Annotated in this window: 22 protein-coding genes and 1 pseudogene; 12 read left to right on the top strand and 11 right to left on the bottom strand. The window is 72.0% G+C overall.

The genetic code is table 11. The features are described 5' to 3' along the window. Window positions 1–12 precede the first annotated feature (12 nt). Window positions 13–1,245: a glucose-1-phosphate adenylyltransferase gene (glgC, locus tag ACIA47_RS26855; protein WP_396711212.1), complete on the bottom strand. Its 1,233-nt coding sequence runs from the start codon at window positions 1,243–1,245 to the stop codon at window positions 13–15. A 72-nt stretch (window positions 1,246–1,317) separates the two neighbouring features. On the opposite strand from glgC, the gene glgA reads away from it, so the two are divergent. Both glgA and ACIA47_RS26845 read left to right on the top strand, forming a co-directional pair. Further along, complete coding sequence (gene glgA, locus ACIA47_RS26850) at window positions 1,318–2,523, top strand: glycogen synthase (RefSeq protein ID WP_396711211.1); 1,206 nt, start codon at window positions 1,318–1,320, stop codon at window positions 2,521–2,523. Between the two features lie 14 nt (window positions 2,524–2,537). Beyond that, complete coding sequence (locus tag ACIA47_RS26845) at window positions 2,538–3,032, top strand: hypothetical protein (RefSeq protein ID WP_203121182.1); 495 nt, start codon at window positions 2,538–2,540, stop codon at window positions 3,030–3,032. On the opposite strand, the gene ACIA47_RS26840 is transcribed toward ACIA47_RS26845, so the two are convergent. Beyond that, the gene (locus ACIA47_RS26840) at window positions 3,004–3,948 is read right to left on the bottom strand and encodes an inositol-3-phosphate synthase (RefSeq protein WP_396711210.1); all 945 of its coding nucleotides are present in this window, start codon (window positions 3,946–3,948) and stop codon (window positions 3,004–3,006) included. The two genes, ACIA47_RS26845 and ACIA47_RS26840, sit on opposite strands and share 29 nt — an antisense overlap. Before the next feature lie 161 nt (window positions 3,949–4,109). Between ACIA47_RS26840 and ACIA47_RS26835 the strand changes: the two genes are divergently transcribed. Then, a complete protein-coding gene (locus ACIA47_RS26835; RefSeq protein ID WP_396711209.1) occupies window positions 4,110–5,360 on the top strand; it encodes a DUF222 domain-containing protein in 1,251 nt (416 codons plus the stop codon). A 20-nt stretch (window positions 5,361–5,380) separates the two neighbouring features. Here the strand turns inward: ACIA47_RS26835 and ACIA47_RS26830 are convergent, their stop codons facing one another. After that, window positions 5,381–6,523 (bottom strand): helix-turn-helix domain-containing protein, encoded by a 1,143-nt coding sequence (locus ACIA47_RS26830; protein ID WP_396711208.1) that lies wholly within the window; start codon window positions 6,521–6,523, stop codon window positions 5,381–5,383. Window positions 6,524–6,743: 220 nt separating this feature from the next. Between ACIA47_RS26830 and ACIA47_RS26825 the strand changes: the two genes are divergently transcribed. The 4 genes from ACIA47_RS26825 (at window position 6,744) to glgB (ending at window position 12,313) form a co-directional block, all read left to right on the top strand. After that, window positions 6,744–6,971, top strand: coding sequence for a winged helix-turn-helix domain-containing protein (locus tag ACIA47_RS26825; RefSeq protein ID WP_396711207.1), 228 nt, complete (start codon window positions 6,744–6,746; stop codon window positions 6,969–6,971). A gap of 67 nt (window positions 6,972–7,038) precedes the next feature. Continuing rightward, window positions 7,039–7,842: a hypothetical protein gene (locus ACIA47_RS26820; protein ID WP_396711206.1), complete on the top strand. Its 804-nt coding sequence runs from the start codon at window positions 7,039–7,041 to the stop codon at window positions 7,840–7,842. Between the two features lie 176 nt (window positions 7,843–8,018). Further along, window positions 8,019–10,223 (top strand): maltotransferase domain-containing protein, encoded by a 2,205-nt coding sequence (locus ACIA47_RS26815; protein WP_396711205.1) that lies wholly within the window; start codon window positions 8,019–8,021, stop codon window positions 10,221–10,223. Next, window positions 10,211–12,313, top strand: a complete 2,103-nt coding sequence (gene glgB / locus ACIA47_RS26810) for a 1,4-alpha-glucan branching protein GlgB (protein ID WP_396711204.1) — start codon at window positions 10,211–10,213, stop codon at window positions 12,311–12,313. The genes ACIA47_RS26815 and glgB overlap by 13 nt, the downstream gene beginning before the upstream one ends. Here the strand turns inward: glgB and ACIA47_RS26805 are convergent. Both ACIA47_RS26805 and ACIA47_RS26800 read right to left on the bottom strand, forming a co-directional pair. Further along, window positions 12,304–12,699, bottom strand: coding sequence for a hypothetical protein (locus tag ACIA47_RS26805; RefSeq protein ID WP_396711203.1), 396 nt, complete (start codon window positions 12,697–12,699; stop codon window positions 12,304–12,306). The two genes, glgB and ACIA47_RS26805, sit on opposite strands and share 10 nt — an antisense overlap. Before the next feature lie 240 nt (window positions 12,700–12,939). After that, complete coding sequence (locus ACIA47_RS26800; RefSeq protein ID WP_396711202.1) at window positions 12,940–13,980, bottom strand: App1 family protein; 1,041 nt, start codon at window positions 13,978–13,980, stop codon at window positions 12,940–12,942. A 168-nt stretch (window positions 13,981–14,148) separates the two neighbouring features. Here ACIA47_RS26800 and ACIA47_RS26795 point away from each other — a divergent pair, with 168 nt between their 5' ends. From ACIA47_RS26795 to ACIA47_RS26780, 4 genes and pseudogenes are all read left to right on the top strand, one after another. Further along, window positions 14,149–15,804, top strand: coding sequence for an ArnT family glycosyltransferase (locus ACIA47_RS26795; RefSeq protein WP_396711201.1), 1,656 nt, complete (start codon window positions 14,149–14,151; stop codon window positions 15,802–15,804). A gap of 65 nt (window positions 15,805–15,869) precedes the next feature. After that, window positions 15,870–16,667: a peroxide stress protein YaaA gene (gene yaaA / locus ACIA47_RS26790; RefSeq protein WP_396711200.1), complete on the top strand. Its 798-nt coding sequence runs from the start codon at window positions 15,870–15,872 to the stop codon at window positions 16,665–16,667. A 105-nt stretch (window positions 16,668–16,772) separates the two neighbouring features. After that, a pseudogene (locus ACIA47_RS26785) lies at window positions 16,773–17,423 on the top strand (hypothetical protein); the annotation flags it as partial. A 127-nt stretch (window positions 17,424–17,550) separates the two neighbouring features. Beyond that, window positions 17,551–18,450 (top strand): TAXI family TRAP transporter solute-binding subunit, encoded by a 900-nt coding sequence (locus tag ACIA47_RS26780; protein WP_396711224.1) that lies wholly within the window; start codon window positions 17,551–17,553, stop codon window positions 18,448–18,450. 10 nt (window positions 18,451–18,460) lie between these two features. On the opposite strand, the gene ACIA47_RS26775 is transcribed toward ACIA47_RS26780, so the two are convergent. The 3 genes from ACIA47_RS26775 to ACIA47_RS26765 form a co-directional block, all read right to left on the bottom strand. Then, the gene (locus tag ACIA47_RS26775) at window positions 18,461–19,891 is read right to left on the bottom strand and encodes a HAMP domain-containing sensor histidine kinase (protein ID WP_112601697.1); all 1,431 of its coding nucleotides are present in this window, start codon (window positions 19,889–19,891) and stop codon (window positions 18,461–18,463) included. Window positions 19,892–19,900: 9 nt separating this feature from the next. After that, window positions 19,901–20,557, bottom strand: a complete 657-nt coding sequence (locus ACIA47_RS26770; protein ID WP_091401433.1) for a response regulator transcription factor — start codon at window positions 20,555–20,557, stop codon at window positions 19,901–19,903. A gap of 264 nt (window positions 20,558–20,821) precedes the next feature. After that, the gene (locus ACIA47_RS26765) at window positions 20,822–21,133 is read right to left on the bottom strand and encodes a hypothetical protein (RefSeq protein WP_328650033.1); all 312 of its coding nucleotides are present in this window, start codon (window positions 21,131–21,133) and stop codon (window positions 20,822–20,824) included. A 113-nt stretch (window positions 21,134–21,246) separates the two neighbouring features. On the opposite strand from ACIA47_RS26765, the gene ACIA47_RS26760 reads away from it, so the two are divergent. Continuing rightward, complete coding sequence (locus ACIA47_RS26760; protein WP_396711199.1) at window positions 21,247–21,585, top strand: DUF952 domain-containing protein; 339 nt, start codon at window positions 21,247–21,249, stop codon at window positions 21,583–21,585. Window positions 21,586–21,691: 106 nt separating this feature from the next. On the opposite strand, the gene ACIA47_RS26755 is transcribed toward ACIA47_RS26760, so the two are convergent. The 3 genes from ACIA47_RS26755 to ACIA47_RS26745 form a co-directional block, all read right to left on the bottom strand. Beyond that, complete coding sequence (locus tag ACIA47_RS26755; RefSeq protein ID WP_396711198.1) at window positions 21,692–23,449, bottom strand: CDP-glycerol glycerophosphotransferase family protein; 1,758 nt, start codon at window positions 23,447–23,449, stop codon at window positions 21,692–21,694. 228 nt (window positions 23,450–23,677) lie between these two features. Further along, entirely contained in the window at window positions 23,678–25,786 is a 2,109-nt protein-coding gene (locus tag ACIA47_RS26750; RefSeq protein ID WP_396711197.1) for a DUF6077 domain-containing protein, read from the bottom strand. Window positions 25,787–25,911: 125 nt separating this feature from the next. Continuing rightward, window positions 25,912–26,550 carry a TetR/AcrR family transcriptional regulator gene (locus tag ACIA47_RS26745; protein WP_396711196.1) on the bottom strand — a complete coding sequence of 213 codons (639 nt, stop codon included), beginning with the start codon at window positions 26,548–26,550 and terminating at the stop codon, window positions 25,912–25,914. Between the last annotated feature and the right edge of the window lie 29 nt (window positions 26,551–26,579).

Genomic DNA, 26,579 nt, shown 5'->3' with positions numbered 1-26,579 from the left:
AGTGCCTGTCGGTCACGGCACGACCTTCTGGCCCTTGCCGATCACCACGATGCCGTTGTCGGAAACGGTGTAGCGCTGCCGGTCCTTCTCCAGGTCGACGCCGATCTCGACGCCCTCCGGGACGAACACGTTCTTGTCCAGGATGGCCCGCCGGACCACCGCGTGCCGGCCGATCTCCACACCCTCCATCAGCACCGAACCCTCGACGTGCGCCCAGGAGTGCACCCGCACCTTCGGCGAGACGATCGAGTTCTCCACCAGCGAGCCGGAGATCACCACACCCGGGGACACCATCGAGCCGACCGCCCGGCCGATCCGCTCACCCCACTGGTGCACGAACTTCGCCGGCGGCCACGGCGGCTGCTCTGTGTAGATCGGCCAGTCGAAGTTGTACATGTTGAAGACGGGATGGACATTGATCAGATCCATGTGCGCGTCGTAGAACGAGTCGAGCGTCCCCACGTCCCGCCAGTAGCCGCGATCACGGTCGGTGCTGCCCGGCACCTCGTTGTCGCGGAAGTCGTAGACGTTGGCCTCGCCGCGTTCGACGAGCATCGGGATGATGCTGCCGCCCATGTCGTGCTTGCTGGACTTGTCTTCGGCGTCGCGCTCGACCGCCTCGCAGAGCGCCCGGGTGGTGAAGACGTAGTTGCCCATCGAGGCGTAGATCTCATCCGGCGCGTCGGGCAGACCGACAGCGTCGGTGGGCTTCTCGCGGAACGCCCGGATCCGCTTGCCGTCCTCGCCGACCTCGATGACGCCGAACTGGTCGGCCATCGACAGCGGCTGGCGGATGCCGGCCACTGTCACCGCCGCGCCGGAGGCGATGTGGTCCTCCACCATCTGCCGCGGGTCCATCCGGTAGATGTGGTCGGCGCCGAAGACGATCACGTAGTCGGGCTGCTCGTCGTTGATCAGGTTGAAGCTCTGGTAGATGGCGTCGGCCGAGCCGGCGAACCACCACGGGCCACGACGCTGCTGCGCCGGCACCGGGGTGACGTAGTTGCCGAGCAGCGTGGACATCCGCCAGGTCTTGGTGATGTGCCGGTCGAGGGAGTGGGACTTGTACTGGGTCAGCACGACGATCTTGAGATAGCCGGCGTTGGCCAGGTTGGAGAGGACGAAGTCGACCATGCGGTACATCCCGCCGAACGGGACGGCCGGCTTGGCCCGATCCTGGGTGAGTGGCATCAGGCGCTTGCCCTCCCCACCCGCCAGGACGATCGCGAGCACCTTGGCAGCCATGCCCCGACGCTATCCACCCGCGTCCCACTTCACCACTCGTACGGGGAGTCTTCTGCACTAGGGTGCGGGGTCATGACGGAACCCACCCCGCCGCGCGTCGATCTGCTCACCCGCGAGTACCCACCGGAGGTCTACGGCGGCGCGGGCGTGCACGTCGAGTACCTGGCTCGGGAGTTGCGCAGCCTCGCCGACGTGCGGGTGCACTGCTTCGGCCTGCCGCGCACCGAGCCGGGCGTCACCGCGTACGCCGAACCGCCGGGCCTGACCGGCGCGAACGCCGCACTGCGCACGATGGGCGTGGACCTGGAGATGGCCGCCGGCGCGGCCGGCACCGACGTGGTGCACAGTCACACCTGGTACGCGAACCTGGCCGGTCACACCGCGAAGCTGCTGCACGGGGTGCCGCACGTGGTGACCGCGCACAGCCTGGAGCCGCTGCGGCCGTGGAAGGCCGAGCAGCTCGGCGGCGGTTACGCGCTCTCCTCCTGGATCGAGCGCACCGCGATGGAGGCCGCCGACGCGGTGATCGCGGTCAGCGGCGGAATGCGCAACGACGTGCTCACCGCGTACCCGCAGATCGACCCCGACCGGGTCCGGGTGGTCTACAACGGCATCGACACCATCCAGTACGCCCCGGATCAGGGCACCGACGTGCTCGACCGGCTCGGCGTCGACCCGTCCCGCCCCAGCGTGGTCTATGTGGGAAGGATCACCCGGCAGAAGGGGCTCCCGTACCTGCTGCGGGCCGCCCGGGAGCTGCCGGCGGACACCCAGCTCGTCCTGCTCGCCGGCGCGCCGGACACCGCGGAGATCGCCGCCGAGGTGGAGGAGTTGGTCGCCGAGCTGCGGGCCAACCGCTCCGGCGTGGTCTGGGTGGCCGAGATGCTGCCCAAGCCGGAGGTGATCCAGGTGCTCACCCACGCGACGGTCTTCGCCTGCCCGTCGGTGTACGAGCCGATGGGCATCGTCAACCTGGAGGCGATGGCCTGCGAGACGGCGGTGGTGGCGACCGCCACCGGTGGCATCCCCGAGGTCGTGGCCGACGGCGAGACCGGTCTGCTGGTGCCCATCGAGCAGGCCACCGACGGGTCTGGGCGACCGCTGGCCCCGGAGAAGTTCGTCGCCGACCTGGCGGCCGCGATCAACACGCTGCTCGCCGACGCGGCGCGCACCGAACGGTTCGGCCTGGCCGGCCGGCGGCGCGCGGTGGAGCATTTCTCCTGGGACGCCATCGCCCGGCAGACCCTGGACGTGTACCGCTCGGTCGGCGCGGCCTGAGGAGCACGGACGAGATGCGGTACGACGAACTCGAAGCGGCGATCCTTGGGTTGGTCGTCGCGGCCGGTGCGGACGAGCTGCGCGTCTTCGGCATTGAGACAGTCACCCGGCTGGTCCGCAGCGAACTGCTCGACAGCGCCGCGGACGACGAGCTGACCGAGGACGCCTGGGCGGCGCTTACCAGCGCCCGCGAGAACGTCCGGACGGCCGGCGCGGCCGAGCTACGCGCTCAGCTCACCCGGATCGACGCGGGCATCCTCGCGGACGACGACCTGAATCAGGGGCTGCTGATCGTCATCACCGCTCTCGAACACTGGACCACCTACCTGGAGGAGGACCGGCGCGGGGAGCTGTACGAGCTGGCCATCCGCTCGGTCGAGGAGGTCGACTTCCAGGTCTCGGCCGACCTGGACGACGTCCTCGCCAGCCCGGAGATGGCCGCCGAGTACGCGCGGATCAGGCACCTGCTCACCACAGGTCTCAGATCGCCGTCCCCGGCGGCGACTTGAGCAACGACGTCGCCTCGGCAGAGTGGCCACCACGCCCGTTGCGCAGCGCGCTGGCGGCGATGCGGATCAGGTCGATGTTGACCCCGGCGGCACCGCTCGGATCGTGCACCTTCAGTTTCACGTCGAGGCTCACCGCTGTCTCACCCCAGCCCTGCGCCTCAAGGTTGAGGTGAGCCACCTTCTGCGACGCGAGATGCGGCAGGTAACCGAGCGGGGCCACCTGGACCTTGTCATCCGCCGACAGGGCGTTGAGCTTGGACTGCTTCTTGGTGTTGGGGTTCTCGACCAGGTTGCGGAAGTCCTCGGTGCCGCCCAGATTGACCTGGTAGGAGCTGACCAGCGTGAGGCCCCGATCGGCGAGCAACCGCAGCAGCGCGTTGTGCAACACCGAGGTGCCGAACTGGCTGGCCAGGTCGTCGCCGAGCAGCGGCAGGCCGGCTGCCTCGAAGCTGCCCAGCAGCTGTGGATCACGGGCGACCGGGTCGGCGGTGGTGTTGATGAAGGCGACACCCGCCTTGTGCGCTGCCGCGGCGTACGCCCGGGCGGTCTCCGGCCGGCCACTCGGTGCCGAGTAGAGCAGGACCTCCGCCCCTGCCAACGCGGCTGCCACCCGCTGCACTTCGCTCGCGTCGATGAGGCCCTTCGTGACCGGCACACCCGCTCTGGGCAGGTCGCAGTTCAGCCGAGGGAAGTTGTTGGGCGCCAGGAAAATCGCCTCGGTCAGGTCCCGACCAATCTTCTCCTCGGAGGTGGCGAAGGCCGCCACGACGTCGATATCCCCCACCCCGAGCCCGTCGATCATCGGCCGGCGGATCCCAACCAGGCTGCCGCTCTGGCGGTAGAGAGCAAGCCCCTGCACCAATGCCGACGTGTTGTTACCGACCCCGACAACCGCGACTCTCGCCCGTTCGATCATGGCGGGAGGCTACGGCACCTCGCCGCGTTCGCCGGTGCGGCGACCCGCTCGGGCCGTACCAGCAACGGCAAATCGGCCGAGGGTCGATCGGCTGAATGCGCAGAAACGCGACGGAGCGGCCGACCCCGGAAAGTGTCGTACACCTGTTCTAGTCTTTGCTCGTGATCGATGCGTTGGAGCAGGCGGAGGCCGCAGTGGCGGCCTGCTTCGACACGTCCGCCTGGGCTGTCAGCGAGCACGATCTCGTGGCAGCCTTGGATGCCACGCACCGCCTGGAGCAGCGCCTGGCAGCGGTCAAGCTGGGTCTCGTGCGCGAGCTGGACGGTCGAGGCACCGCGACGGCGCAGGGCGCCTCCTCGACGGCGGTGTGGCTGCGGGACCGGCTGCGTCTCGGGGTCGGTGCCTCCCGGCGGCTGGTCGAGCTGGCCGCCACCCTCGACGCGGCCCCAGTGGGGGTGCGGGACGCATTGACCGGTGGAGCGGTCGACGTGGAGCAGGTCCGGGTCATCGCCGAGACTGTCGAGACCGTCCACGCCAGCGCCGGCGCGGAGGCCGCCGACAAGGCCGTCGGCGTTCTCGTCGACTGGGCGACGCAGTTTGACGCCACCCTGTTGCGCAAGCTCGGCACCCGGATCCTCGACCACGTCGCCCCGGAGGTCGCCGACGCCGCCGCCGAGGCGGCGCTGCGGGCGCAGGAGTCGCGGGCCGCCCGGGACCGGCACATCACCATCAGCGAGCAGACCGACGGCCGGCTACGCCTCACCGGCATCCTCGACACCGAGGCCGCCGCCGCGTTGCGCAACGCCATCGACCCGCTCACCGCACCCACCGGCCCCGACGACACCCGCACCCCGGGCCAGCGCCGTCACGACGCCCTGGCCGACGTGTGCCGGCTCGCCCTGCGTACCGGTGAGCTACCCGAGAACGGCGGCGACCTGGCCCAGGTCGTCGTCACCACCAGCTACGACGGGTTGGCGCGGCAGTTGGGCACCGGCGCTCTCGACATCGGCCCGCACCTCACCCCCGAGGCCGTGCGCCGCTTGGCCTGCGACGTGGGCATCCTGCCCGCCGTGCTCGGCGGCGCCGGCCAGGTGCTCGACGTCGGCCGGCAACGCCGACTCATCAGCGGTCCGCTGCGCCGCGCCCTGGTGCTGCGCGACCGGGGCTGCGCCTTCCCCGGCTGCGACCGCCCACCGCGCTGGTGCGACGGCCACCACATCCGGCACTGGGCCGATGGCGGCGACACCAGCCTCGACAACGCCGTCCTACTCTGCGGCCACCACCACCGACACGTTCACCACGGCGGCTGGGCCGTCCGGCTCGGCGGCGACGGTTACCCCGAGTTCGTGCCACCCGCCTGGCTCGACCCCGAACAACTCCCCCGCCGCAACCACTACCACCGCCGCATCTAGCCAACGCCGCAGTTGCCCGGTCAGGTGACGTGCAGGGTGGCGGCGAGCTGGGCCAGGCCGACCGGCGCGTCGGCGGACCGCCACACGACCGCGACCAGCTTCCGGACCGTCGGCCGTTCGTGCACCTCACTGCGGGCGGTGCGTTGCGCGTCGAGGACCGCCCGGCCCGCGCGGCGCATGTCACCGGCCAGGGCGTACGCGCGGGCCACATCAAGCAGGTACGCGGCCCGGTGCTCGGGCGGCAGCCACCGCCACTCGCCGCCGGCCACCAGCCGCTCATGCCGGGCCGTCGCCGTGGTGACATCGCCGAGGGTCGCGTCGGCAACCACCTGGGCTACCTCAACCGCTGCCCGACCCGGGCCGCCGTCCCGGGCGATCGTCACGGCCTGCTCGAGGGACTGGCGGGTGAGGCGTTCGTCTCCCCCGCCTGCGGCGGCGAGGGCGGCCTGGATGAGCAGCGTCCCGCGCAGCGCCACGTTGGCCGAGGAGCTACCGTGCGCGCCGATGCGGTCGGCGGCGACGAGCGCGGCGTCCAGGGCGGACCGCCGTCGACCACGGGACCGCAGGGCCTGACTCAGTGACACGGTGGCGATGCCGGCCACCTGCGGATCCTGGGTCGCCAGGGCGACGGTCATTCCACGGTCGGCGGCCAACCAGGCCAACTCCCCCTGGTCGACCTTGACCAGTATCAGCGCGATGAGTGCGTACACCGACACCAGCAGCGCGTCCGTCGCGCCGGGGCGGGCGGCGTTCGCTTCGCGGGCGGCGTCGAGTAGGCCGGGCAGCAGGGCCAGCAACGCCCGGTACCGGGCGTGCCGGTAGCTCTGCTCGGCATGCTCCAGCCGGGCCCGCAACTCCTCGACCAGTGGCGGGCGGTCCGCGCCCGGTAGGTGGTACCGGGCCAGCGCCGTCCGGACCCCGTCCACCCCGGCGGCAACCGGGGTCGGCCGCACCGGCCGGGCGGCCAGCAGGACCTCCACGTCGATGCGCAGCGTCTCGGCGACCTCCCGCAGGTTGGACACCCGCTCCAGCCGGCGTACCCCTCGCTCGACCTTGTCCACCCAACTCTTCGACTTGCCGAGCCGGTCGGCGAACTGCTGCTGCGTCATGTTCCGCCGTACCCGCCACTGTGCGACCCGGCGACCCACCGGCAACTCGTTCACCGCCGGCCCGTCGCCCTCACCGCAGAACCCCAACCACAAACAGCACGAGTACGACCACAGCGATCACGAGTCCGTAGGCGTACTGCCGCCGGGTGAGCGGCGCCCGCTCCGGCCGGGGCGGACCGGGCACCCGATCCCCGTCCGGCTGAGGAGGGCGCGCGCCGGCAATGGGGTACGCGGGCGGCAGCGGCCCATCCGGCAGCCGAGAGGTGGCCCCGCCATGCCGAGACAACCTGTATACGAGCAGGTCATCGATGACGTGATCCGCTCGATCCAGTCCGGCACGCTCCAGCCCGGCGACAAGTTGCCGTCCATCGCCGAACTCGGCGAGCAATACAAAGCCAGCGCCACGCCCATCAGACTGGCCCTGCGGATCTTGGATGAGCGGGGCTGGATCGAGGTGCACCAGGGCAAGGGGGCGTTCGTGGCACCGAACCCGCCCGCCTGACTCCCCGGGCCACCACTCGCGGGTATTGGCTCGACGCCGGCATGGCCGGCTGCCACCATGCTGAGCCATGGCGGACGACGGGGCGAGCACGCCACTTCTCGCGACGTGGGCGGACGTCGATCCGGCGCGGCACCCGTTCGACCCAGTCGAGATGTCGGTGGCGGTCCGGGCGTTGGTTCCTCCCCCACTACCCCGGCCGGCCTTTCGCGACGGCGGATGGGTCGGAGAATCAGAGGCCTTCGCCTGGGTCGACTCCGTCAGCGTGCTCCTGTCCGACCGGTACGGCCAGTGGGCCTACCGCTGGCACTGGGGGCCCGTGGAGAGGGAGCAGCTGGGCTTCGTGACCGACCGCATCCCGACGCCGGCTGAAGCGCCGGCCTTCGTCGCCGACTCACTGCTGGCCTGGCGACGCTGGTTGGAGAGCCTGGCTGAGCGTTTCGACCACATTCTGCCGTCGCTCGACGCTGCGCAGACCGGTGGTGCTGCGGACGTCGTCGCCGCCTGGGAGGCCGCCGTCGCACAGCTGATGACGTTTGTCGCCGCCCCCGTAGTCGACGACGACGGCTGGCAGGAATATTGCAAGATCACCCTGCGATGGTTCCTCACGGCCACCGGCATCCCGCCGGACCGGGCGCAGGCGATGGTCGACGGTGCGCTTGAGCGGTTCGGCTGGTGGCCGCCGCTGACCGCGATGGAGATCAGCGAGGTCGCCGAACGGGTCGCCCGAGACGTGCTCAACCCTGGCGGGATCGCGACGGTCGCCCGAGTCGACAGCTGGCCCGACACCTGGCCACACGGTTGGCCGTCCTGGCGGGCGACGAACACCGGCAAGGGTGCAGGGTCATCCCCCCACCGTGGGCACTCCGCCTGATGTCACCGACCGGCATCACGAAGATCCGCACAACTTCGGGGAAGTTGCCGCGTCGAGGGCGTCGTGAGGCAGCAACTTCCCCGAAAGTGCGCGGATCTCGCCACGCGTCCCCCGGGGCGGGGCGGACCGGCAGGCTTGGCCGCGCGCGAACGGATCTCGCGCAGTAGGTTGGCGGGGTGACTGGACGGTTCCCGATCGAAGACGTCTCCCCCGTCGTCTCGTGCGGGCGATACCCGGCCAAGGCGGTGGTCGACGAACCGGTTCCGGTGTCGGCGCGCGCCTACCGGGAGGGGCACGACGCGCTGGGCTGCAACGTGGTGTGGGCTGGGCCGGACGGCGCGAGCCGGCCGTTCACCCGGATGCGCCCCGGCGAGCCCGGCCAGGACCGCTGGCACGCCACCATCGCACCGGACGCCGTCGGCTCGTGGACCTTCTCCGTCGAGGCGTTCCAGGACCCGTACCTGACCTGGCAGAACGCGGTGACCAAGAAGATCGCCGCCGGGCAGGGGCCGGAGGACCTGGCCAACGACCTGGCCGAGGGCGCGCGGGTGCTCGCCGCCGCCCGGGGTCTCGTGCCGACCGCCGACCGGCCCCGGGTCGCCGACGCGCTCACCGCGCTGGTCGACACCGACCTGCCGCTGGCGCAGCGGGTCGACCCGGCGCTGGGCCTGGCCGACCTGCTCTGGGAGCACCCGGTCCGGGAGCTGGTCACCGTCGGTGACACGTACTCGATCTGGGTCGACCGCAAGCGGGCGCTCTACTCGGCCTGGTACGAGTTCTTTCCCCGCTCCGAAGGGGCGGTAGGCGGGCGGTCCGGCACCTTCGCTACCGCCACCGAGCGGCTGCCGGGGGTGGCCGCGATGGGCTTCGACGTGCTCTACCTGCCGCCGATCCACCCGATCGGCCGGGTCAACCGCAAGGGCCCGAACAACGCGCTCACCGCCGGGCCGACCGACGTGGGCTCGCCGTGGGCGATCGGCGCCGCCGAGGGCGGCCACGACACGATCCACCCCGATCTGGGTACGCCGGCGGACTTCCGGGCCTTCATCCAGGCGGCGGCGGCACAGGGCCTGGAAGTGGCGATGGATCTGGCGTTGCAGTGCGCGCCGGACCACCCGTGGGTCACCGAGCACCCGGAGTGGTTCACCACCCGGGCCGACGGCAGCATCGCGTACGCGGAGAACCCGCCGAAGAAGTACCAGGACATCTACCCGGTCAACTTCGACAACGACCCGGAGGGCATCCGGGCCGAGGTGCTGCGGGTGGTGCTGCACTGGGTCGGTGAGGGCATCCGGATCTTCCGGGTGGACAACCCGCACACCAAGCCGTTCGACTTCTGGCACTGGCTGATCGCCGAGGTGAAGGCGGTCGATGAGGACGTGCTGTTCCTGGCCGAGGCGTTCACCCGGCCGGCCATCATGCACGGCCTCGGCAAGATCGGCTTCACGCAGTCGTATACCTATTTCACCTGGCGCACGACGGCGGCCGAGATGCGGGAGTACTGCGAGGAGCTGATCGAGGCGGCCGACTACATGCGGCCGAACTTCTGGCCGAACACCCCTGACATCCTGCACGAGTCGTTGCAGCACGGCGGCCCGCCGATGTTCAAGATCCGGGCGGTGCTGGCCGCGCTGCTCTCCCCCTCCTGGGGCCTATACGCCGGTTTCGAGCTGTTCGAGCACGTGGCCCGGCCGGGCGCCGAGGAGTACCTGGACAACGAGAAGTACCAGTTGCGCCCCCGCGACTGGGCCGGCGCCGAGGCGCAGGGCCGCTCGCTGGCGCCGTTCCTGGCCACCCTCAACCGGGTACGCCACGACAACCCGGCCCTGCACCAGCTCCGTAACCTGCGCTTCCACGAGATCGACAACCCTGCGCTGCTCTGCTGGTCCAAGCACGACCCGGAGACCGGCAACACGGTCATCGTGATCTGCTCGTTCGACCCGCGCGAGGTGCAGTGGGGCAACACCACCCTCGACATGCCGGCGCTCGGCTTCGACTGGCACGAACGGTTCACCGTGTACGACGAGCTGACCGGCACCAGTTACGACTGGGGTCAGCGCAACGCGGTACGGCTCGACCCGTACCTGCAACCCGCGCACGTGTTGACAGTGCGTCGCCCTACCCCGCCGACCGTGCCGCAGCCGGCGGGCGCCGAGCCGGCCGACCTCACCGTCGCCGAGGTGCCGGACGACCTTTCCGGCGGCACCGCGCCGACGACCCCGGCCACGACCCCGGCCACGAAGACCCCGGCCACGAAGACCCCGGCCACGAAGACTCCGGCCACGACCCCGGCCACGGTGGCGTCCCGGCTGTCCGCCGCCCGTTCGTCCCGTTCCGCGCCGACCGCTCCCGCCCCGAAGGACGCCCGATGGACCAGCTGATCTCCGGCGCGACGCACGACCCGCACGCGCTGCTCGGCGCGCACCCCGCCGACTCCTCGACGACGATCCGCACGATGCGCCGGGGTGCCGGCGACGTCACGCTGCTCGTCGGCGACGAGCGGCACCCGATGAAGCGGGTGCACGACGTGGGCGTCTTCGAGGCGCAGGTCGACGGCACCGTGCTCGACTACCGGGTGGAGGTCGACGGCACCGCCCACGACGACCCGTACCGCTACCCGCCGACCCTCGGTGAGCTGGATCTGCACCTGATCCGCGAGGGCCGGCACGAACGGCTCTGGGAGGCGCTCGGCGCCCGGGTCTTCGACGAGGGTGTGGCGTTCAGCGTCTGGGCGCCCAACGCCCGTGGGGTGCGGGTGGTCGGCGACTTCACCGGCTGGGGCCCCGACGACGGCTGGCCGATGCGGTCGCTCGGCTCCAGCGGGGTGTGGGAGCTGTTCGTCCCCAACGCCCGGGCCGGGGCCCGCTACAAGTACCGGGTGCTGGGCGCCGACGGGCAGTGGCGGGACAAGGCCGACCCCCTCGCGGCGTACGCCGAGGTGCCGCCGGCCACCGCCTCGGTGGTGCACCACTCGACGTACCGGTGGAACGACGCGGACTGGCTGGCCCGGCGGGCCGAACGGCAGCCGCACCAGGAGCCGATGAGCGTCTACGAGGTGCACCTCGGCTCGTGGCGGCCCGGCCTGGGCTACCGCGAGCTGGCGGAACAACTCACCGCGTACGTCACCGAGCTGGGCTTCACGCACGTGGAGTTCCTGCCGGTGATGGAGCACCCGTTCGGCGGCTCCTGGGGCTACCAGGTGACCGGCTACTACGCGCCGACCTCCCGGTTCGGCGACCCGGACGAGTTCCGCCACCTCGTCGACCGGCTGCACGCCGCCGGCATCGGCGTGCTCCTGGACTGGGTGCCCGCGCACTTCCCGAAGGACGAGTGGGCGCTGGCCCGATTCGACGGCACCCCGCTCTACGAGCACCCCGACCCGCGGCGCGGCGAGCACCCCGACTGGGGCACGTACGTCTTCGACTTCGGCCGCAACGAGGTCCGCAACTTCCTGGTCGCCAACGCCCTCTACTGGTGCGACCAGTTCCACGTCGACGGGCTGCGGGTCGACGCGGTCGCCTCGATGCTCTACCTGGACTACTCCCGCAACCACGGCGAGTGGGCCCCGAACAAGTACGGCGGCCGGGAGAACCTGGAGGCCATCGCGCTCATGCAGGAGGTGAACGCGACCGTCTACAAGCACCACGCCGGCGTCGTCATGATCGCCGAGGAGTCGACCGCCTGGCCGGGGGTCACCCGTCCCACCGCCGACGGCGGGCTGGGCTTCGGCTTCAAGTGGAACATGGGCTGGATGCACGACACCCTGCTCTACACCTCGAAGGACCCGATCTACCGCCAGCACCACCACCACCAGCTCACCTTCTCCCTGGCGTACGCCTGGAGCGAGAACTACGTGCTGCCGATCAGCCACGACGAGGTGGTGCACGGCAAGGGCTCACTGGCCGGCAAGATGCCCGGCGACACCTGGCAGCGGCTGGCGAACGTCCGGGCGCTGCTGGCGTACATGTGGGCGCACCCCGGCAAGCAACTGCTCTTCATGGGCTCCGAACTGGCCGACGACCGGGAGTGGAGCGAGGAGCGTGGCCTCGACTGGTACCTGCTGCACGACCCGGCCCGCGCCGGTGTGCAACGGCTCGTCGGTGACCTCAACCGGGTCTACCAGGACACCCCGGCGCTCTGGGCACAGGACACCGAGCCGGCCGGGTTCCGCTGGATCGCCGGCGACGACGTCGCCCACAACACCGTGTCGTTCGTCCGGATCGCCCCGGACGGCTCGACGCTGGTGTGCGTGGCGAACTTCTCCGCCCAGCCGCTGCACGACTACCGGATCGGCCTGCCGGCCGGCGGCACCTGGCAGGAGGTGCTCAACACCGACGCTCACCACTACGGCGGGTCGGGGGTGGGCAACCTGGGTGCGGTACGGGCCGAGGACGTGCCGTGGCACGGGATGGTCGCCTCTGCAGCCCTCCAGATCCCCCCGCTGGGTGTCGTCTGGCTCCGTCAGGGCTGACCCATGCCGCCACCGACACCGGTGATCCGAATGGCCTCCCTGATCCGTCGGACTGCCTCGTCCCGATAGGGAACGGCGTCGCGCACCTGCCAGATGAAGCCCAAGCCCGTAGGGAGGACGGCGCAGAAGGAGACGGTGTCGCCGTACCTGGAACTGATCGTCAAGCGCGCCCCGGATGCAGGGTCTGCCGTCGTCACGTCGGACAGGCTCATCGACTTGGCGCGGACCCAGGCTTCTCCAGGGTTGCGGATTTTCCAGATCCGCGCAGGCGCGAAGAGCAGGCGCCCGGTGGTGAGGATGAGGAGGGCCCCGTAGGCGCTCAACGGCGTCGCACCGATGGGGAGATATCCACGCTGGGTGAACAGGATTCGTTCGTCCGGCGCCAACCGTGGCTGTACGTACCTCAATATCCCCCGCTTCCCGCTCCATCTGTCGGATGGAACCGTAGCGCAGCGCGGCACCCTCGGCCGCCCGGCGGCCAGACCAGCCCGCATGATGTGCGGCATGGACATCCGAGCAACTTCCCGGATGTTGCTGCCTCCGACGTGCGGGAGACACCAACAACCCTGATGTCGCGCGGATCTTGGCGACGAGCAAGCCTCGGCGGAGGCCAGCCGGCCGGGCGGTCAGACCAGGCCGGCGTCGCGCAGCAGCTGCCACAGGCCGGCGCCGTCCGGGGCAGACAGCCACTTCTGCCCCACCGGTCCCGCCGACGACGCGCCGGCTGGGGCGGGCAGGGTGCCGGCCAGCACCGACTGGGTCGGGGAGAGCCGGCGGATCGCGACCCCGGCGACGTTCTCCGGGTGGGCGGCGGCGAACTCCCGGTAGATCTCCTGGTCGTGCTGCCCGTCGTCGCCCACCAACAGCCACTTCACGTCGGGAAACTCCTTGGCCATCCGGGCCAGGGTGACCCGCTTGTGCTCCCGCCCGCTGCGGAACCACCGGTCGGCTGTCGGCCCCCAGTCGGTCAACAGCAGCGGCCCGGCCGGGTAGAGGTGCCGGGACAGGAACCGGGTCAGCGTCGGTGCCACGTTCCAGGCGCCCGTGGAGAGATAGAAGACCGGGGCGCCGGGGTGCGCGGTGACCAGCCGCTCGTAGAGCACGGCCATGCCGGGCACGGCGTTGCGGGCGTGCTCGTCGAGCACGAACGTGTTCCATGCGGCGAGCAGCGGCCGGGGCAGCGCGGTCACCATCACCGTGTCGTCGATGTCGGAGATGATGCCGAACTTGACCTCCGGGTCGAGGATGCGCACCGGGGCGTCGACCGGTTCGGCGTCCGGGACACTGAGCCGGACCGCACCCCACCCCGGCGGCAGGTCCGCCTCGACCAGCATGTCAACGAAGCCGCTGCGGTCAGCCTGCGTCTCGTGCCGCACCCCGCCGGCCTCGATGGTCACGGTGACGTGCTTGGCGGGCAGCGTGGTGAAGCTGCGCCAGCCGCGGACCTTGTCCAGCCGACCCCGCTGGCGGGTGTCCGGACGGCCCAGCAGCACGCGACACATCACCCGCACCCAGCCCGGCGCGCCGTAGCCGGTGTACGCGACGATGTTGACCCGCCAGCCGGTGCGCCGCAGCCGACGCTCGACGAGCTGGTGCACGGCGTCCTCGATCCGCGCAGCCCGGTGCAGGTTCGGAACGGCCAGTTGGCCGGCGGGAGTGGGTGGCACGCGCCAACCCTGCCACACGTCGACAGCCACGGCCACGCGAGCCGACCCCGGCCGCGCCGATCCGGCCCAGCCACCGTCGAGCGATCCAGCCCCGGCTACGTGGATCCGCCTCGGCGGCCCGGCCGAACGTGAAACACTCCGGTCGGGACGACGACGGGGGCGTTGGTCGTGTCGCATCCAGAGCAGCACCGCGGGCGATGGCGTCCGCGACTCGACCGGCCGGCGCTCGTCGCGCTGCTGTTCGGGCTCGTCGGTGTCGTCTACCGGCTGATTCTGACGCTCTTCACGGTGCCGGTGTCGAACAGCGACGAGGCGACCTTCGGCCTCGCCGCGCTGCACATCGGGCAGGGCCGGGAACGCCCGGTCTTCCTCTACGGCCAGCACTACATGGGGATGTTGGAGTCGTACCTGGCCGCTCCCCTGGTGGCGGTGTTCGGGCCGAGCTGGCCGGTGCTGCGGCTGCCGATGCTCGCGCTCTACGCGGTCTTCCTCTACCTGATCCACCGGTTGACCCGCCGGCTCGGCACCCCGTGGTTCGCCGCCTTCGTGGTGGGCCTGCTCGCGCTCGGGCCGGAGCGAGTGGTGCGCGACCAGCTCACCGTCGTCGGTGGGCGGCCCGAGGTGAAACCGGCGGTGCTGCTGATGCTGCTGGTCACCGTGGGGTTGGCGGCCGGCACGGTCCACCGCCGACGGCTCGCGATCGGCCTGTTCGGGCTGCTCGTCGGGCTGTCCGTCTGGTCGGACTGGCTGATCCTGCCGTACCTCGCGGTGGCGGGGCTGGCCCTGGTCTGGGCGGTACGGCGGGAACTGCTCGGCTGGTCCGGCCTGCTGCTGGTGGCGGGGGTGGTCGTCGGCGTGGCCCCGATGATCGTGGACAACCTGCGGGCCGGGCCCGGTGAGGACTCGCTGTCGGTGTTCCGGGAGGTCAGCACCAAGACCGGGCCGCAGCCGCCGTGGTCCGACCGGGTCCGGGGTGGTCTGCTGGAGGGGGTGCCACTGGCGCACGGGCTCTGCCCGGTGGACGGCTGCGGACGCTGGCAACAGTGGTTCGGCGTGCTGTACCCGGTGCTGCTGCTGGCCGGCGCGGCACTCGCGGTGCTCGCGTACCGTCGCGCCGCCGGGGCGCCACGTGGGGAGCGGGTCGGACGCGGGACCGGAGGGCTGCGTGGGGAGCGGGTCGGGCCCGTCGTACAGCTCGCGCTGGTCGCCGGCGCGGCGCTGACAGTGCTGTCGTACGTGCGCAGCCCGCTCGCCGCTACCAGCCCGCTGGACAACGCCCGGTACCTGTCGGTGCTGCAACTGTCGCTGCCGGCGGTGCTCTGGCCGCTCTGGGTGGCGGCGCTGACCGCCTGGCGGGGCACCAGCAGCGTGCTGGGGCGGTTCACCGGCGCGCTGTCCGCCGCCGTGCTGGCCGCGCTGACCGTGAGCACGCTGGTGGTCACCGTGCTGTTCGCGGCCACCGGCACCGCGGCGTCGCGGACCGAGGAGCGCCAGGCCCGGGAGTTGGCCGCCGCGCTGCGCGCCGACGGACCCCACGAGGTGTACGGGGACTACTGGACCTGCAACCGGTTGATCTTCAACACGGATGAGTCGGTGGTCTGCGGGGTGCTCGACGGGAACCTGTCGCCGGGGCAGAACCGCTACCGGCCGTACTGGCGGCAGGTGGGGCGGGCCGAGCGGCCGGGCTACGTGGTGGAGGTCGACTCACCGATGGACCGGCGGTTGCGCCGGTTGCTCGCCGACCGGGCCGACGCCGCGCCGGTGCGGGAGGTCGGCGGCTATCGCGTGTACCACCCCGACACCCCGGTGCGGCCCTGGCGGTAGGGGCTGGTCGTACGCTGGCCGGGCCGGCGCGTGGGGCGCCGCCGTTTCGCCCGTCGAGGAGACCCATGCTCATCCTGTTGCCGCCTTCGGAGGGGAAGGCCGACGTCGGCACCGGGCGGCGCTGGGCCCCGGACCGGCTCTCGCTGCCCGAGCTGAACCCGGCCCGCGAGCGGGTGCTGGACGCCCTGGTGGCGCTGAGCGCCGGGCCGGACGAGGAGGCCGCGCGGGCGGCGCTCGGCCTCAGCGAGGGCCAGCGGGGCGAGCTGCGGCGCAACGTCCGACTGCGGGAGGCGGCCACCGCGCCGGCCGAGCGGCTCTACACCGGGGTGCTCTACGAGGCGTTGGACCTGGCCTCGTTGCCGGCCACGGCGCAACGGGCGGCCCGCCGGTCGATCCTGATCAGCTCCGGGCTGTGGGGCGTGGTCCGACTGGCCGACCGGATCCCGCCGTACCGCTGCCCGATCGGTGCCCGCCTGCCCGACGTCGGGGCGCTGTCGACGTACTGGCGCAGGGAGCTGACGCCGGCGGTGGACGGCGCCGCCGGGCGCGGCCCGGTGCTGGACCTGCGCTCCGGCGCGTACGCCGCCACCTGGACCCCGCGCGGTGAGCTGGCCGAGCGCACTGTCACCGTGCGGGTTCTGCACGAGCGGGAGGTCGACGGCGTGCCGGTCCGCTCGGTGGTCAGCCACTTCAACAAGGCCACCAAGGGGCGGCTGGTCCGGGACCTCCTCGTCGCCGGCGCCCGGCCGCGTACCGCCGCGGAGCTGGTGGGCACCCTGCGGGAGTTGAAGCACACGGTGCTGGAGCAGGGGACCGCCGCGGGCCGGGTGCGGCAGGTGGATCTGGTCGTCACCGACCTGTAGCGGCCCTCAGCCGCAAGATTTGCTCAAGGCTGGGCCGGAGGAGTTCCGTAACGGCGTGCCAGGGGTCACGGTAGGGCAACCCAGACTCCGACAAGGGAGCCTCCGTTGACCCACGAACCCGCCCTGCTCGACCGGCCCCACAGCCCGACCACCCCATCCCCGCTGGGCTGGCTGACACTGGGCGACGCGTTCGAGGCTGCCTGCCTGCTGCGTTGCACACCGCCACCGACCGCCGCCCGACCGAGCGCGGTACGGGCCGAGCACACCGCCGGGGTGGAGTTCAACCGGGAGGACGCCGCCCAGCGAATGCGGCAACTGCTCAACCGGCTGGAAATCCCGGTCACCCACGAGGTGGCCGTCGGCGGTCTGCGGCGACGCTACGAGCTGCACCGGCTGTGGGTGCCCCGTGAGCACCAGGGCACGTACACCCGGATGTTGGACGCGGGCTGGTGGCAGGGGCGACGCGAGCTGCTCGGCGGGCCGCTGCCCGGCGCCTCACCGGCCCGCCGACGGTTGGTGACCCGCCTGGCGGAGGCGGCCTGGCGCTCGGCGTTGCTGGCCGCCGGGCGACACGTCCGCCGGCACATCCTCGGTGTCCGGCTCACCGACCGGGAGCTGGCCGCGGTGCTGATCCGGGGCGCGGCCGTGCTCGACGTGCCGGCCCGGCTCCGTCCCGGCACCGGTTGCTTCCTGGTCAGCGTGGCCGACGGCCCGGACCGGCAACGGATCCTGCGCAGTGCCGCGTTGGAGCCGGCGCGCGGCCCGATGACGGAACCCGCGACGGCGACGGCACGTGGGGTTGCGCGCACCCGCCCGACGGCGCACAGTGCACCGCGTGAGTCGTACCTCGTCGCGCCGAGCCGGCCTGGCCACCCTGTCGACGGTGCTGCTGATCGCGAACCTGGCCGTCGCCAGCTGCCGGGACGCCCCGACCGAGCCGACGTCGATCCGGATCGCCACCGGTAGCCCCACCGCCGTCTACTACGCGTTCGGGCAGTCCCTGGCGGCCATCCTCAACCGGGAACTCCCCGACGTACGGGCCAGCGTGGTGATCACCGCCGCCTCGGCGGAGAACGTCCAGCTCGTCGGCTCCGGCGGGGCCGAGCTGGGCTTCACCCAGGCCGACGTGCTGCCCACCAGCACGGCGGGAAGCCCCACGGTCGACGCCGTCGCCCGGGTGTACGACGACCAACTGCACCTGGTCACCACGAGCGGCGGCCCGGTCCGTACGGTCGCCGACCTGCGCGGCCGGCGAGTCTCCGTCGGCGCCGCCGGCTCGGGCACCGAGATCACCGCGACCCGGCTGCTGGAGGTGGCCCGCCTCGGTGGTGACGAGGTGCGCCGGGAACGGCTCGGACTGGACGACTCGGTGGCGGCCCTGCGCTCCAGGCGGATCGACGCGTTCTTCTTCTCCGGTGGTTTGCCGGTCCGGGGCATCGAGGAGTTGGCCGAGGCCAGCGCCATCCGGATCGTGGACCTCAGCGAGTGGACCGAGCCGCTGCGCTCACGCTACGGGCAGGTCTACGTCTCCCGGGACATCCCCCGCTCGGTGTACGGGGTGGACGCGGTGACCACCGTCGCCGACCCGAACTATCTGATCGTCCGGGCCGACCTGCCGGAGCCGTTGGTCCGTGAGGTGACCCGGCTGCTGATGGACCGCCGAGCCGAGCTGGCCGCCGCCCATCCGGCGGCGGGACGGATGAGCCCCCGCTCGGCGATCGTCACCGCGCCGCTGTCGCTGCACCCCGGCGCCGCGTCCTGGTACCGCGCCACCAAACCGTGACGGCCGGGTCTCACCGCGCCGGGGAGGGTCGCAGGTCGGCGGCCGGTTCCTCCTCCGCCGGCTCCACCGGTAGGGTCGGCGTCGGGAACCACAGGGCGGCGATCAGCCCCCGCGACTCCCCCGGGCGCATGGTCAGCCGCCCGTCCGAGGCGTCCACCAGCACGGCGGCGATGGTCAGACCGAGCCCCGCGCCGTCCACGTTCTGTGCGTCCGGGGCCCGCCAGAACCGCTCGGTCGCCTGGCCGAGCTGACTCTCGGTCATGCCGGGGCCGGAGTCGCGAACCTCCAGCGCCACCCCGCCGTCGCGGCGGGCCACCGTCACCGTCACCGCCCCGCCCGCCCCGCTGAACTTCACCGCGTTGTCGATGAGCGCATCCAGGGCCTGGTCGACGGCGGTCGGCACGGTCTGGGCGTAGGCCGGGGCGTCGGTCGTGGCCAGCCGCAACGCGACCGACCGGTGCCGGGCCAGCGGCGCCCACGCGGCCACCCGGGAGGCGGCCACCGCGGCGGCGTCCACTGTGACGCGCTCGTTCTCCTCCCGCTCGGCCCGGGCGAGGGTGAGCAGCGCGTCGAGCACCAGCGCGAGCCGGTCGGTCTCTTCCAGGGCCAGCCGGTGCTCGGACCGACCGTCGGGGTCGGTGAGGCTGGGCCCCAACTCCTCCACCCGCAGCCGCAGCGCGGTGAGCGGGTTGCGCAGTTGGTGACTGGCGTGCGCGACGAAGGCACGCTGCCGGTCCATCACGTCGGAGACCACGTCGGCCATGTGGTTGAAGCTGGCCGCGAGGCGGCGCAGCTCCGGCGGTCCCAGCCGGTGCTGCACCCGGGCACCCCGGTCACCCTCGGCGATCTCGTGGGTGACCGCGTCCAGTTCGGTGACCGGGCGCAGCACCCAACCGGCCAGCCCGAACGCGGTGAGCACGCAGGCCAGCACGGCGAGCAGACCGGCCAGGGCGAGCAGCAGCCACCACGCGACGACGGCTCGGCGGATCGGGCCGGCCGGGGTCACGATCACCACCGCTCCGAGCACCTCACCTCCGTCGTTGATCGGTACCGCCACCACCACCGGGTCGGTCGTCCACGGCCAGACCGACTCGGGGGCGCTGGTCTGCTGCCCGGACAGCGCGACGTCCAACACCGTCGCGGTCCCCGGGCTGGCCTGCCACCTCGGCGACGAGACCGGGATGTTCCGGTCCCGGTCGACGATCGCGGCGCTGATCGCGTACAGGTCGTCGTAGCTGGTCAGCTCCGACTCGATCGGGCCGGGCCCGCCGTCGCGCAACGCCGGGCCGGCCAGCGAGGCGAACCGGGTGGCGTCGGCGAGCCGGTCGGCGCGGACCCGTTCGGTCTCGCGGCTGGCCATGGTGGCGGCCAGTGGGGTCTCCAACGCGATGAGGACGAGGACCATCAGCAGCAGATAGCTGATCACCAGGCGACGGCGCACGTCAGCTCCTCACGCGTCGCGCAGCCGGTAGCCGACGCCGCGTACGGTCTCCACCAGGCGGGCGTCGCCGAGCTTGCCGCGCAGCGACCCGACGTGCACCTCGACGGTGTGCCGGTCGGCCCAGGTGGTGCCCCAGGCGTCGAGCAGGATCCGATCGCGGGGCACCGCCACCCCGGGCTGGCGGGCCAGCGAGAGCAGCACGTCGAACTCTTTGCGGGTCAACGTGACGGCACGGCCGTCGACGGTCACCGTCCGCGCGGCCACGTCGATGCGGACCGGCCCGGCCTCGATGAGGTGCCGCTCGGGCGCGGCGTTCGCGGCCCGGCGCAGCACCGCCTCGATCCGGGCCTGCAACTCCACCATCGAGAACGGCTTGACCACGTAGTCGTCCGCGCCCAGGCGCAGACCAAGCACCCGGTCACGTTCCTCGCCCCGGGCGGTCACCGCGATGATGCCGAGCTGACTGCTGCGCCGACGCAGCTCCCGGCACAGGTCCGTGCCGTCCCCGTCGGGCAGGGTCAGGTCGAGCAGCACCAGGTCACAGGGTGCGGCGGAGAGCGCGGCGGCGACGGTGGCGGCGTGCTCGACCTCGTACCCCCGGCGGGTGAGGGCGGAGGACAGCGCAGCGGCGACCCGGCGGTCGTCCTCCACCAGCAGGATCCGCACCCGTGCCCCCGTCCCTCGCAGCGCTGTTCTGCGAATGGTGGCAGAAGTGCGCGCGGACCGGGAGGCCGCCCACCCGCGCTGGGCGGGCTACCGGCCGCTTCGGGCGTGTGTCGAAGTCCTCGGTCGAGCCGAGGCGGAGTCCAGGCGGCGGTCCGGCAAGGCGGAGGTTGGCCGGGATACCGGTGTTGTATGCGGGCCAACCTCCAACGCGGCCGGCCGTCGTCTGGGCCCGCCGCAGGCCGGCCAGGGGCTTCGACACACGCCCTAAAGGCCGAAGGTGTCGTCGGCGGTGGCGTCCCGGACGCCGTCGGTGAACCCGCGGAAGCCCGGGTCCTCGTGGCTGGCCGGCACGCTGGTGACGTTGACCCCGCTGGCCTGGGTGACCGCGTCGACCAGGGCCGGATAGTCGATTTCGGCATCCTGGAAGGCGTCATCGTCCGCCTCGGCCAGGTTGATCACGTGCTGCACGTCGTCGGACGACGTGTCCGGGTCATCGGCCCACTCGCCGCCGGCCTGGTAGCACTCGTCGTACAGCGCGCGCTGGCTGTCGGTCCAGTCATCGTCGTAGCTCTGCATCGCCCATCCCTCCGCGGCCCTTGACCTGAGCATGCCCGGCGGGAGGCGACGGGCGCGGCCGTACCGGCGAAAACCGGGCGGGCGCGCCGACCACGGCCCCGTACGCTGCTGTGGTGATCTACAAACTGCTGTCGAGCGCCGAATGGGACGACGCCCTCGCCGCCGGTGCCTTCACCGGCTCGGCGGTGGACCGGCAGGACGGGTTCATCCATCTCTCCGGCGCCGACCAGGTGGTCGAGACGGCGCGGCGGTACTTCACCGGCGCGACCGGGTTGACAGTGCTCAGCGTCGAGGAGGAGCGACTGGGCGACGCGCTGCGGTGGGAGCCGTCGCGCGGCGGGCAGCTCTTCCCGCACGTGTACGGCCCGCTGCCGGTCGCGGCGGTGGTGGCGGCGCGGGCGTTGCCGGCGGACCTGCCGGTCGCCGACGCGGTGGCCGCCCTGCTGGGCTGACCCGGTGGCCGCTCTGCTGGGCTGACCCGGTGGCCGCTCTGCTGGCTGACACGGACGCGCCCGGCCCGACGGTGTCGGGCCGGGCGCGATGCCGTAGTGACGGGGCTCAGTGGCAGAGCCGGTCGATCTCCTGCTGGAACCGGTCCATCGGGTTCGACTCGGCCGGGCCGAGCAGGTAGGTCTTCAGCTCCCGGCGGGCCTCGGTCATCGGGTCGTCACCGGCCCGGGTGACCGACACGATCTTCTCCAGCTCGCCGCAGTCCTTGGAGAGCAGGTACGCGGCCCGCGCCGTCGGGTACTCGCGGCGGAAATCGTCCTCCGACAGGCCGGCCGGGTTGGCCACCACGTACGGCCGCTGGCTCTGCACGAAGTCGGACACCACACTGGACACGTCGCTGATCAGCAGGTCGGTCTGGTTGAAGCAGTCGAACAATCCCGGTGTGCGGCCGGTGACCACCAGGTGCTCGGTGCCGTCCAGCGAGGACGCGTCCGGGTTGCCGCCGGCGGCGCGGATCGCCGTGACGATCCGCTCGTGCACTGCCTTCGCCACCTTGGACCGCGACCCGGTGAGCGGGTGCGGCTTGTAGATCAGACGGACCCGGGGATTCGCGGCGAGCAGCCCCTTGACGATCCGCTCACCCATCAGCACCAGCGAGGTGTGGTACGGGTCGTCGTCGAGCCAACCCTCCCAGGTGGGCGCGTAGAGCACTGTGAACGGCCGGTCCACCGACTCGGCGCCGAAGGTGTGCACCCCGGCGAGCTGCGGCCGGCCGATCTCGACGATGTCCGAGTCGAGCACCCCCACGCCGGCCCGCGCGTAGCGCTCCCGGCCGGCCAGGCCGGCGACCCAGACCTCGTCGTACACCTTGCTGTAGGGGTTGACGCTGGCCTGCTTGTCGCTGTCGCCGTGCCCGACGAAGACGTGCTTCGTGCCCGGCTCGCGGAGCATGTGGATGTTCGCGCCGACGTTCGCGGAGTAGAGCGCCGCGCGGATGCCGCCGAGGTCGAGGTTCATGAAGTCGACGCCAGCCGGTACGCAGATCACCGGCAGCCGGGTGTCGGCCAGTTCCAGGAACGCCTCCCGGCTGCGCATCAGCACCACCGCGCGCTGCTGGAGCGCCTCGGTCGGGGCGAGCCACATGTTCGCCTGGTAGACGTCCTTGGCCGGGCCGGCGAAGTAGAGCGCCACCTCCGGCCGGTGGTCGTCCAGCCAGCGCTGGACCGCCGGTAGCAGCGGACCCTGCCCGGAGCCCCGGCCCCGCAGCCAGGTCAACGCGATGATGGCGCCCACCAGACCGGTCACCACGACCGCCACCGCGCCGGCCACGAAGAACGGCGTCGGATCGTGCTGCACCGCGGCGGCCACGCCGGCCGGCACCAGCAGCAGGTTGAGCAGGGGCATCCGGTCACCGGCGACCGCCGCCGCCCAGGCGGGCGGCTGGGGGGCGCTGGACAGTGGACCCAGGTCGATGTTGCGCACCATCGCGGAGAGCGGGTTACGCCGCTCGATCATGGTGGAGAGCGCACCGGCGAAGACCGACACGACCCACACCGCGGCCGGCAGCACCAGCAGCAGGGTCAGCTCGCCACCGCTGAGCCGCACCTCGGCGGCGACCAGCAACACGGCGGCGAGGTCCCGGGTCAGCTGCCGGTACGACCAGTGCAGGCCCACCTTCTCCAACAGCAGCTGCGACGGCGGTGACCAGCGAGCGACGGCGTACTCGCCGATGATGGCGGCCAACCCGGCGACGGCGAAAAGGCCGATCCAACCGAATACGCCACCGACGAGCATGACCAGGTAGGCCAGTACCAGTAGCGCACTCTGGGCGGCCACCCCGAGGCGTCCTGTCAACGTGCCGAACAAACGAGTTCGCTCCCTACGAGATTTCGTTGCGGGCGGTGCCCGTGATGGACCGACGTCACTCCCCCGTCGCGCAGCGGCTCAGTAGCGGCCGGCTGCGTGTGACTGCGACCTTAACGCGAGGGGACAGCTCGGTGTCGCTCGGGTATCCGGCACCATTTCGGGCAAAGTTCCGCACCGGGGCGCGCCCGACCCCACCGCGGGGTCGGGCGGTCGGTGCGGGTGAAGCGCTCAGCCGACCCGCCGGAAGCAGGTCATCGCGCCGGGCGCCTTGCGCTTGGCGAACTCCTGGTAGCCCAGCTGGGGCGCGGTGTCGCGGGCGTACCGGTTGCCGTTGTAGACGCAGATGGTGCCCACGTCGAGGCGGTCCAGTGCCGGCGTCAACTCGGCCGGCGTCGGGCTGGCGGCGCCGTCCGCGAAGCCGGCGAGCAGCAGTCGGTCCTTGGCGAACTGGGAGCTGAGGTCGTACTCGACGAGGTAGAAGTCGCGGGGCAGGACAACCCGGACCTTGCTGGTGACGATCGGCGTGGTGCGCATGATCGTCTTCGGGGCGAGCAGCAGGCCCTGCGGACGGTCCAGGTCCTTGATCCAGAACGCGATCGCCTGACGCTGCTGCGGAAGCTTCCAGGTGGGGCGGTCGTGCACCTCGACCCAACTCTTCGGCGACCACATCGGGGTGGCGAACAGCGCGAACGAGGCGACCAGCAGCACCGCGATCCCCCCGGACGCCGCCCGGCGCAGCGCCCGGGTCGGTGCCGGCACGCGCACGGTGCAGAGCAGACCGATCAGCGTCGGCAGAGCGAGCAACCACGGCACACGCCAGAGCACCACCGAGATGCCGCTCAACGCGCTCAGCAGCTCCAGCACGCCGGGCACGAACAACACGCTCAGCGCGAGGGCGGCGCCGGCGGCGAGCAGCGCGGGCGTACGCCGACGGGCCAGCAACGCGCCGCACCACAGCGCCAGACCGCTGATCACCCCGACCACGCCGAACAGCAGCGTCCGCCGGTAGGTGTACGCCGCGTCGAAGAAGGCGTCGTCCGCGCCGGTCGCGCTCATCCCGCCGAGCACCAGGCGGGAGACCACCAGCGAGCCGATCGGGTACGCGAGGGCGGCGACCGCCGCGACCACGGCCGCCTTCCACCGGCCGACCAGCAGCATGGCGAACCCGGCGGCGCCGACCAGCATCGGCAGGATGATCGCCGCGGTGTTGGTGAGCCCGATCGCGGTGATCGAGAGCGCCACGATGAGCAGCAGGCTGCGCCGCGACCGATTGTCGAACCACTCGGTCAGGTAGAGCCACATCAGCGGGATGACCGCCGAGACGAACATGCCCTTGCCCTCGTGCAGCCGGGGAAGGTGGAACGTGCCCAGTGCGGCGTCCCCGCCCGCGACGAGGTAGAGGTAGGCGATCGCCACGGTGAAGGCGAGCACCGGACGGCGCGGGGCCCACCGGTGCGTCAGCCGCCACAGCGCCAGCGCTGCGAGCACTGCCATGATCGGCAGCAGCACGTACCAGAGGGCCGAGCTGGCGTGGATGCCGATGACGTTGGCGAACGCGCCGTCGAACACCTCGATGGACGGGATGGGCGGCTGCGAGCCCATCGACGGCAGCACGTTCTCGGAGAACAGGAAGTCGTTGAGCGGGATCAGGTCACGCTCGGCGATCCACACCGACTTGCCGACGTAGTAGACGTCGTCCGGGGTGTTGCGGGCCATGAAGAACGACGAGATGCCGACCAGGACCGAGACGACCAGCGCGTACGCCGACTGCGCCGGGGTGGGCGCCGGGGCGGCCGGCGTGGGCGTCGGGCCGCTCAGCCAGGCCTGGCGCACCAGCAGCAGCCCGCCGACGGCCGCGAGCAGGCCGGACACGGCCGGGATCCACCAGGAGACGTTGACGCTGGTGTTGGCCAGACCGGCGGAGAGGGCGGCCACGGCGGCGACCAGCACACCGATCAGCAGGCGACGGTCGGCGGCGGGCCGCGCGCTGACGGGCTCCTCCGGTGCCGCCGACGCGCTGTCGGCCGGGGTGCTGTCGACCGGGGCGCGGCGGCGGGCACGCAGCACGGCCACGACCGCGAGCACCACACAGGCCAACAGCCAGATCCGGAACGTGACCGACGGACGCAGGTCACCCAGGAAGGCCAGGTGGTAGAGCACTGTGAAGAGCGCGAATGCGATCACCGCGCCATCGGTGAGCATCGCCGGGGCGACGGCCACCACCGCGCGTACCCGGGACAGCCCGGTGCGGGCGTCGGCGGGCCGGGATGCCTGCCCGGGCCGCGGCGTCGGATCCGGTTCGGCGGGCGCTACGGCGATGCTGTCGACGTTGGCCACGGGCGTCCTTACTCGTCGGGCGAATGAGGGGCATCGGCACGGTGACGGCCGGGTGTCAAGGGGGCAGCGTAGCGGAATCGGGCAGGGGGGCCGCTGCTGCCGGCGACCGAGTGTCGGGGGGCTGCTCAACCCGCCATCGGTGCCGCCCGCGGGCGGGGCAGCACGCTGTCGGCGCCGAGCCCGGCCGCCACGGATTCGACCAGATTGTCGAGGTAGCCGTCGGTGAGTGGGAGACGGGCGATGGCGAGCCGCCAGTAGAGCGGCCCCACGATGAGGTCCACGGCGGCGTCCAGCTCCGTGTCGGCGGGCAGCTCGCCACGCTGCACGGCCCGGGTGACCAGGTGACCGCCGATCTCCTGCTGGCGGGCGTGCAGCACCTGACGCAGGGTCGTGTCGATGCTGGGGTTGCGGGCGGCCTCGGCCAGGAGATCCGGAATGATCTGCGACGCCAGTGGGTGGCGCAGCGCGTGCGCCACCGCCTGGAACAGCAGCGCGAGGTCACCGCGCAGCGTGCCGGTGTCCAGTGCGGGGAGCTTGCCGTGTGCCGCGGCGGCGACGACCTCCAGCACCAGGTCGAGCTTCGAGCTCCACCGTCGGTAGATCGCCGTCTTGCTGACGCCGGCCCGCCGGGCCACCGCCTCGATGGAGAGCCGGCCGTAGCCGACCGCGGCGAGCTCCTGCATCAGCGCCCGGCGGATCGCCGTGGTGATCTCGTCGCGCAACACCGCCGCGCCGGCTGGCGCCCGCCTCTTTTCGGTGGTCATCGAGGGCTCTTATCGCAGGTCACGCCGGA

This window comes from Micromonospora sp. NPDC051227 (genome assembly GCF_044455385.1).
Taxonomy (GTDB): Bacteria; Actinomycetota; Actinomycetes; order Mycobacteriales; family Micromonosporaceae; genus Micromonospora.
This window is presented reverse-complemented; position numbering and strand designations above follow the sequence as displayed.

Excerpts from the sequence above, each read along its gene's own strand:
- ACIA47_RS26765 (WP_328650033.1), bottom strand. The coding sequence starts at position 21,133 with ATGCAGAGCTACGACGATGACTGGACCGACAGCCAGCGCGCGCTGTAC.
- ACIA47_RS26745 (WP_396711196.1), bottom strand. The coding sequence starts at position 26,550 with ATGACCACCGAAAAGAGGCGGGCGCCAGCCGGCGCGGCGGTGTTGCGC.
- ACIA47_RS26820 (WP_396711206.1), top strand. The coding sequence starts at position 7,039 with ATGGCGGACGACGGGGCGAGCACGCCACTTCTCGCGACGTGGGCGGAC.
- glgA (WP_396711211.1), top strand. The coding sequence starts at position 1,318 with ATGACGGAACCCACCCCGCCGCGCGTCGATCTGCTCACCCGCGAGTAC.
- yaaA (WP_396711200.1), top strand. The coding sequence starts at position 15,870 with ATGCTCATCCTGTTGCCGCCTTCGGAGGGGAAGGCCGACGTCGGCACC.
- ACIA47_RS26845 (WP_203121182.1), top strand. The coding sequence starts at position 2,538 with ATGCGGTACGACGAACTCGAAGCGGCGATCCTTGGGTTGGTCGTCGCG.
- ACIA47_RS26840 (WP_396711210.1), bottom strand. The coding sequence starts at position 3,948 with ATGATCGAACGGGCGAGAGTCGCGGTTGTCGGGGTCGGTAACAACACG.
- glgC (WP_396711212.1), bottom strand. The coding sequence starts at position 1,245 with ATGGCTGCCAAGGTGCTCGCGATCGTCCTGGCGGGTGGGGAGGGCAAG.
- ACIA47_RS26825 (WP_396711207.1), top strand. The coding sequence starts at position 6,744 with ATGCCGAGACAACCTGTATACGAGCAGGTCATCGATGACGTGATCCGC.
- glgB (WP_396711204.1), top strand. The coding sequence starts at position 10,211 with ATGGACCAGCTGATCTCCGGCGCGACGCACGACCCGCACGCGCTGCTC.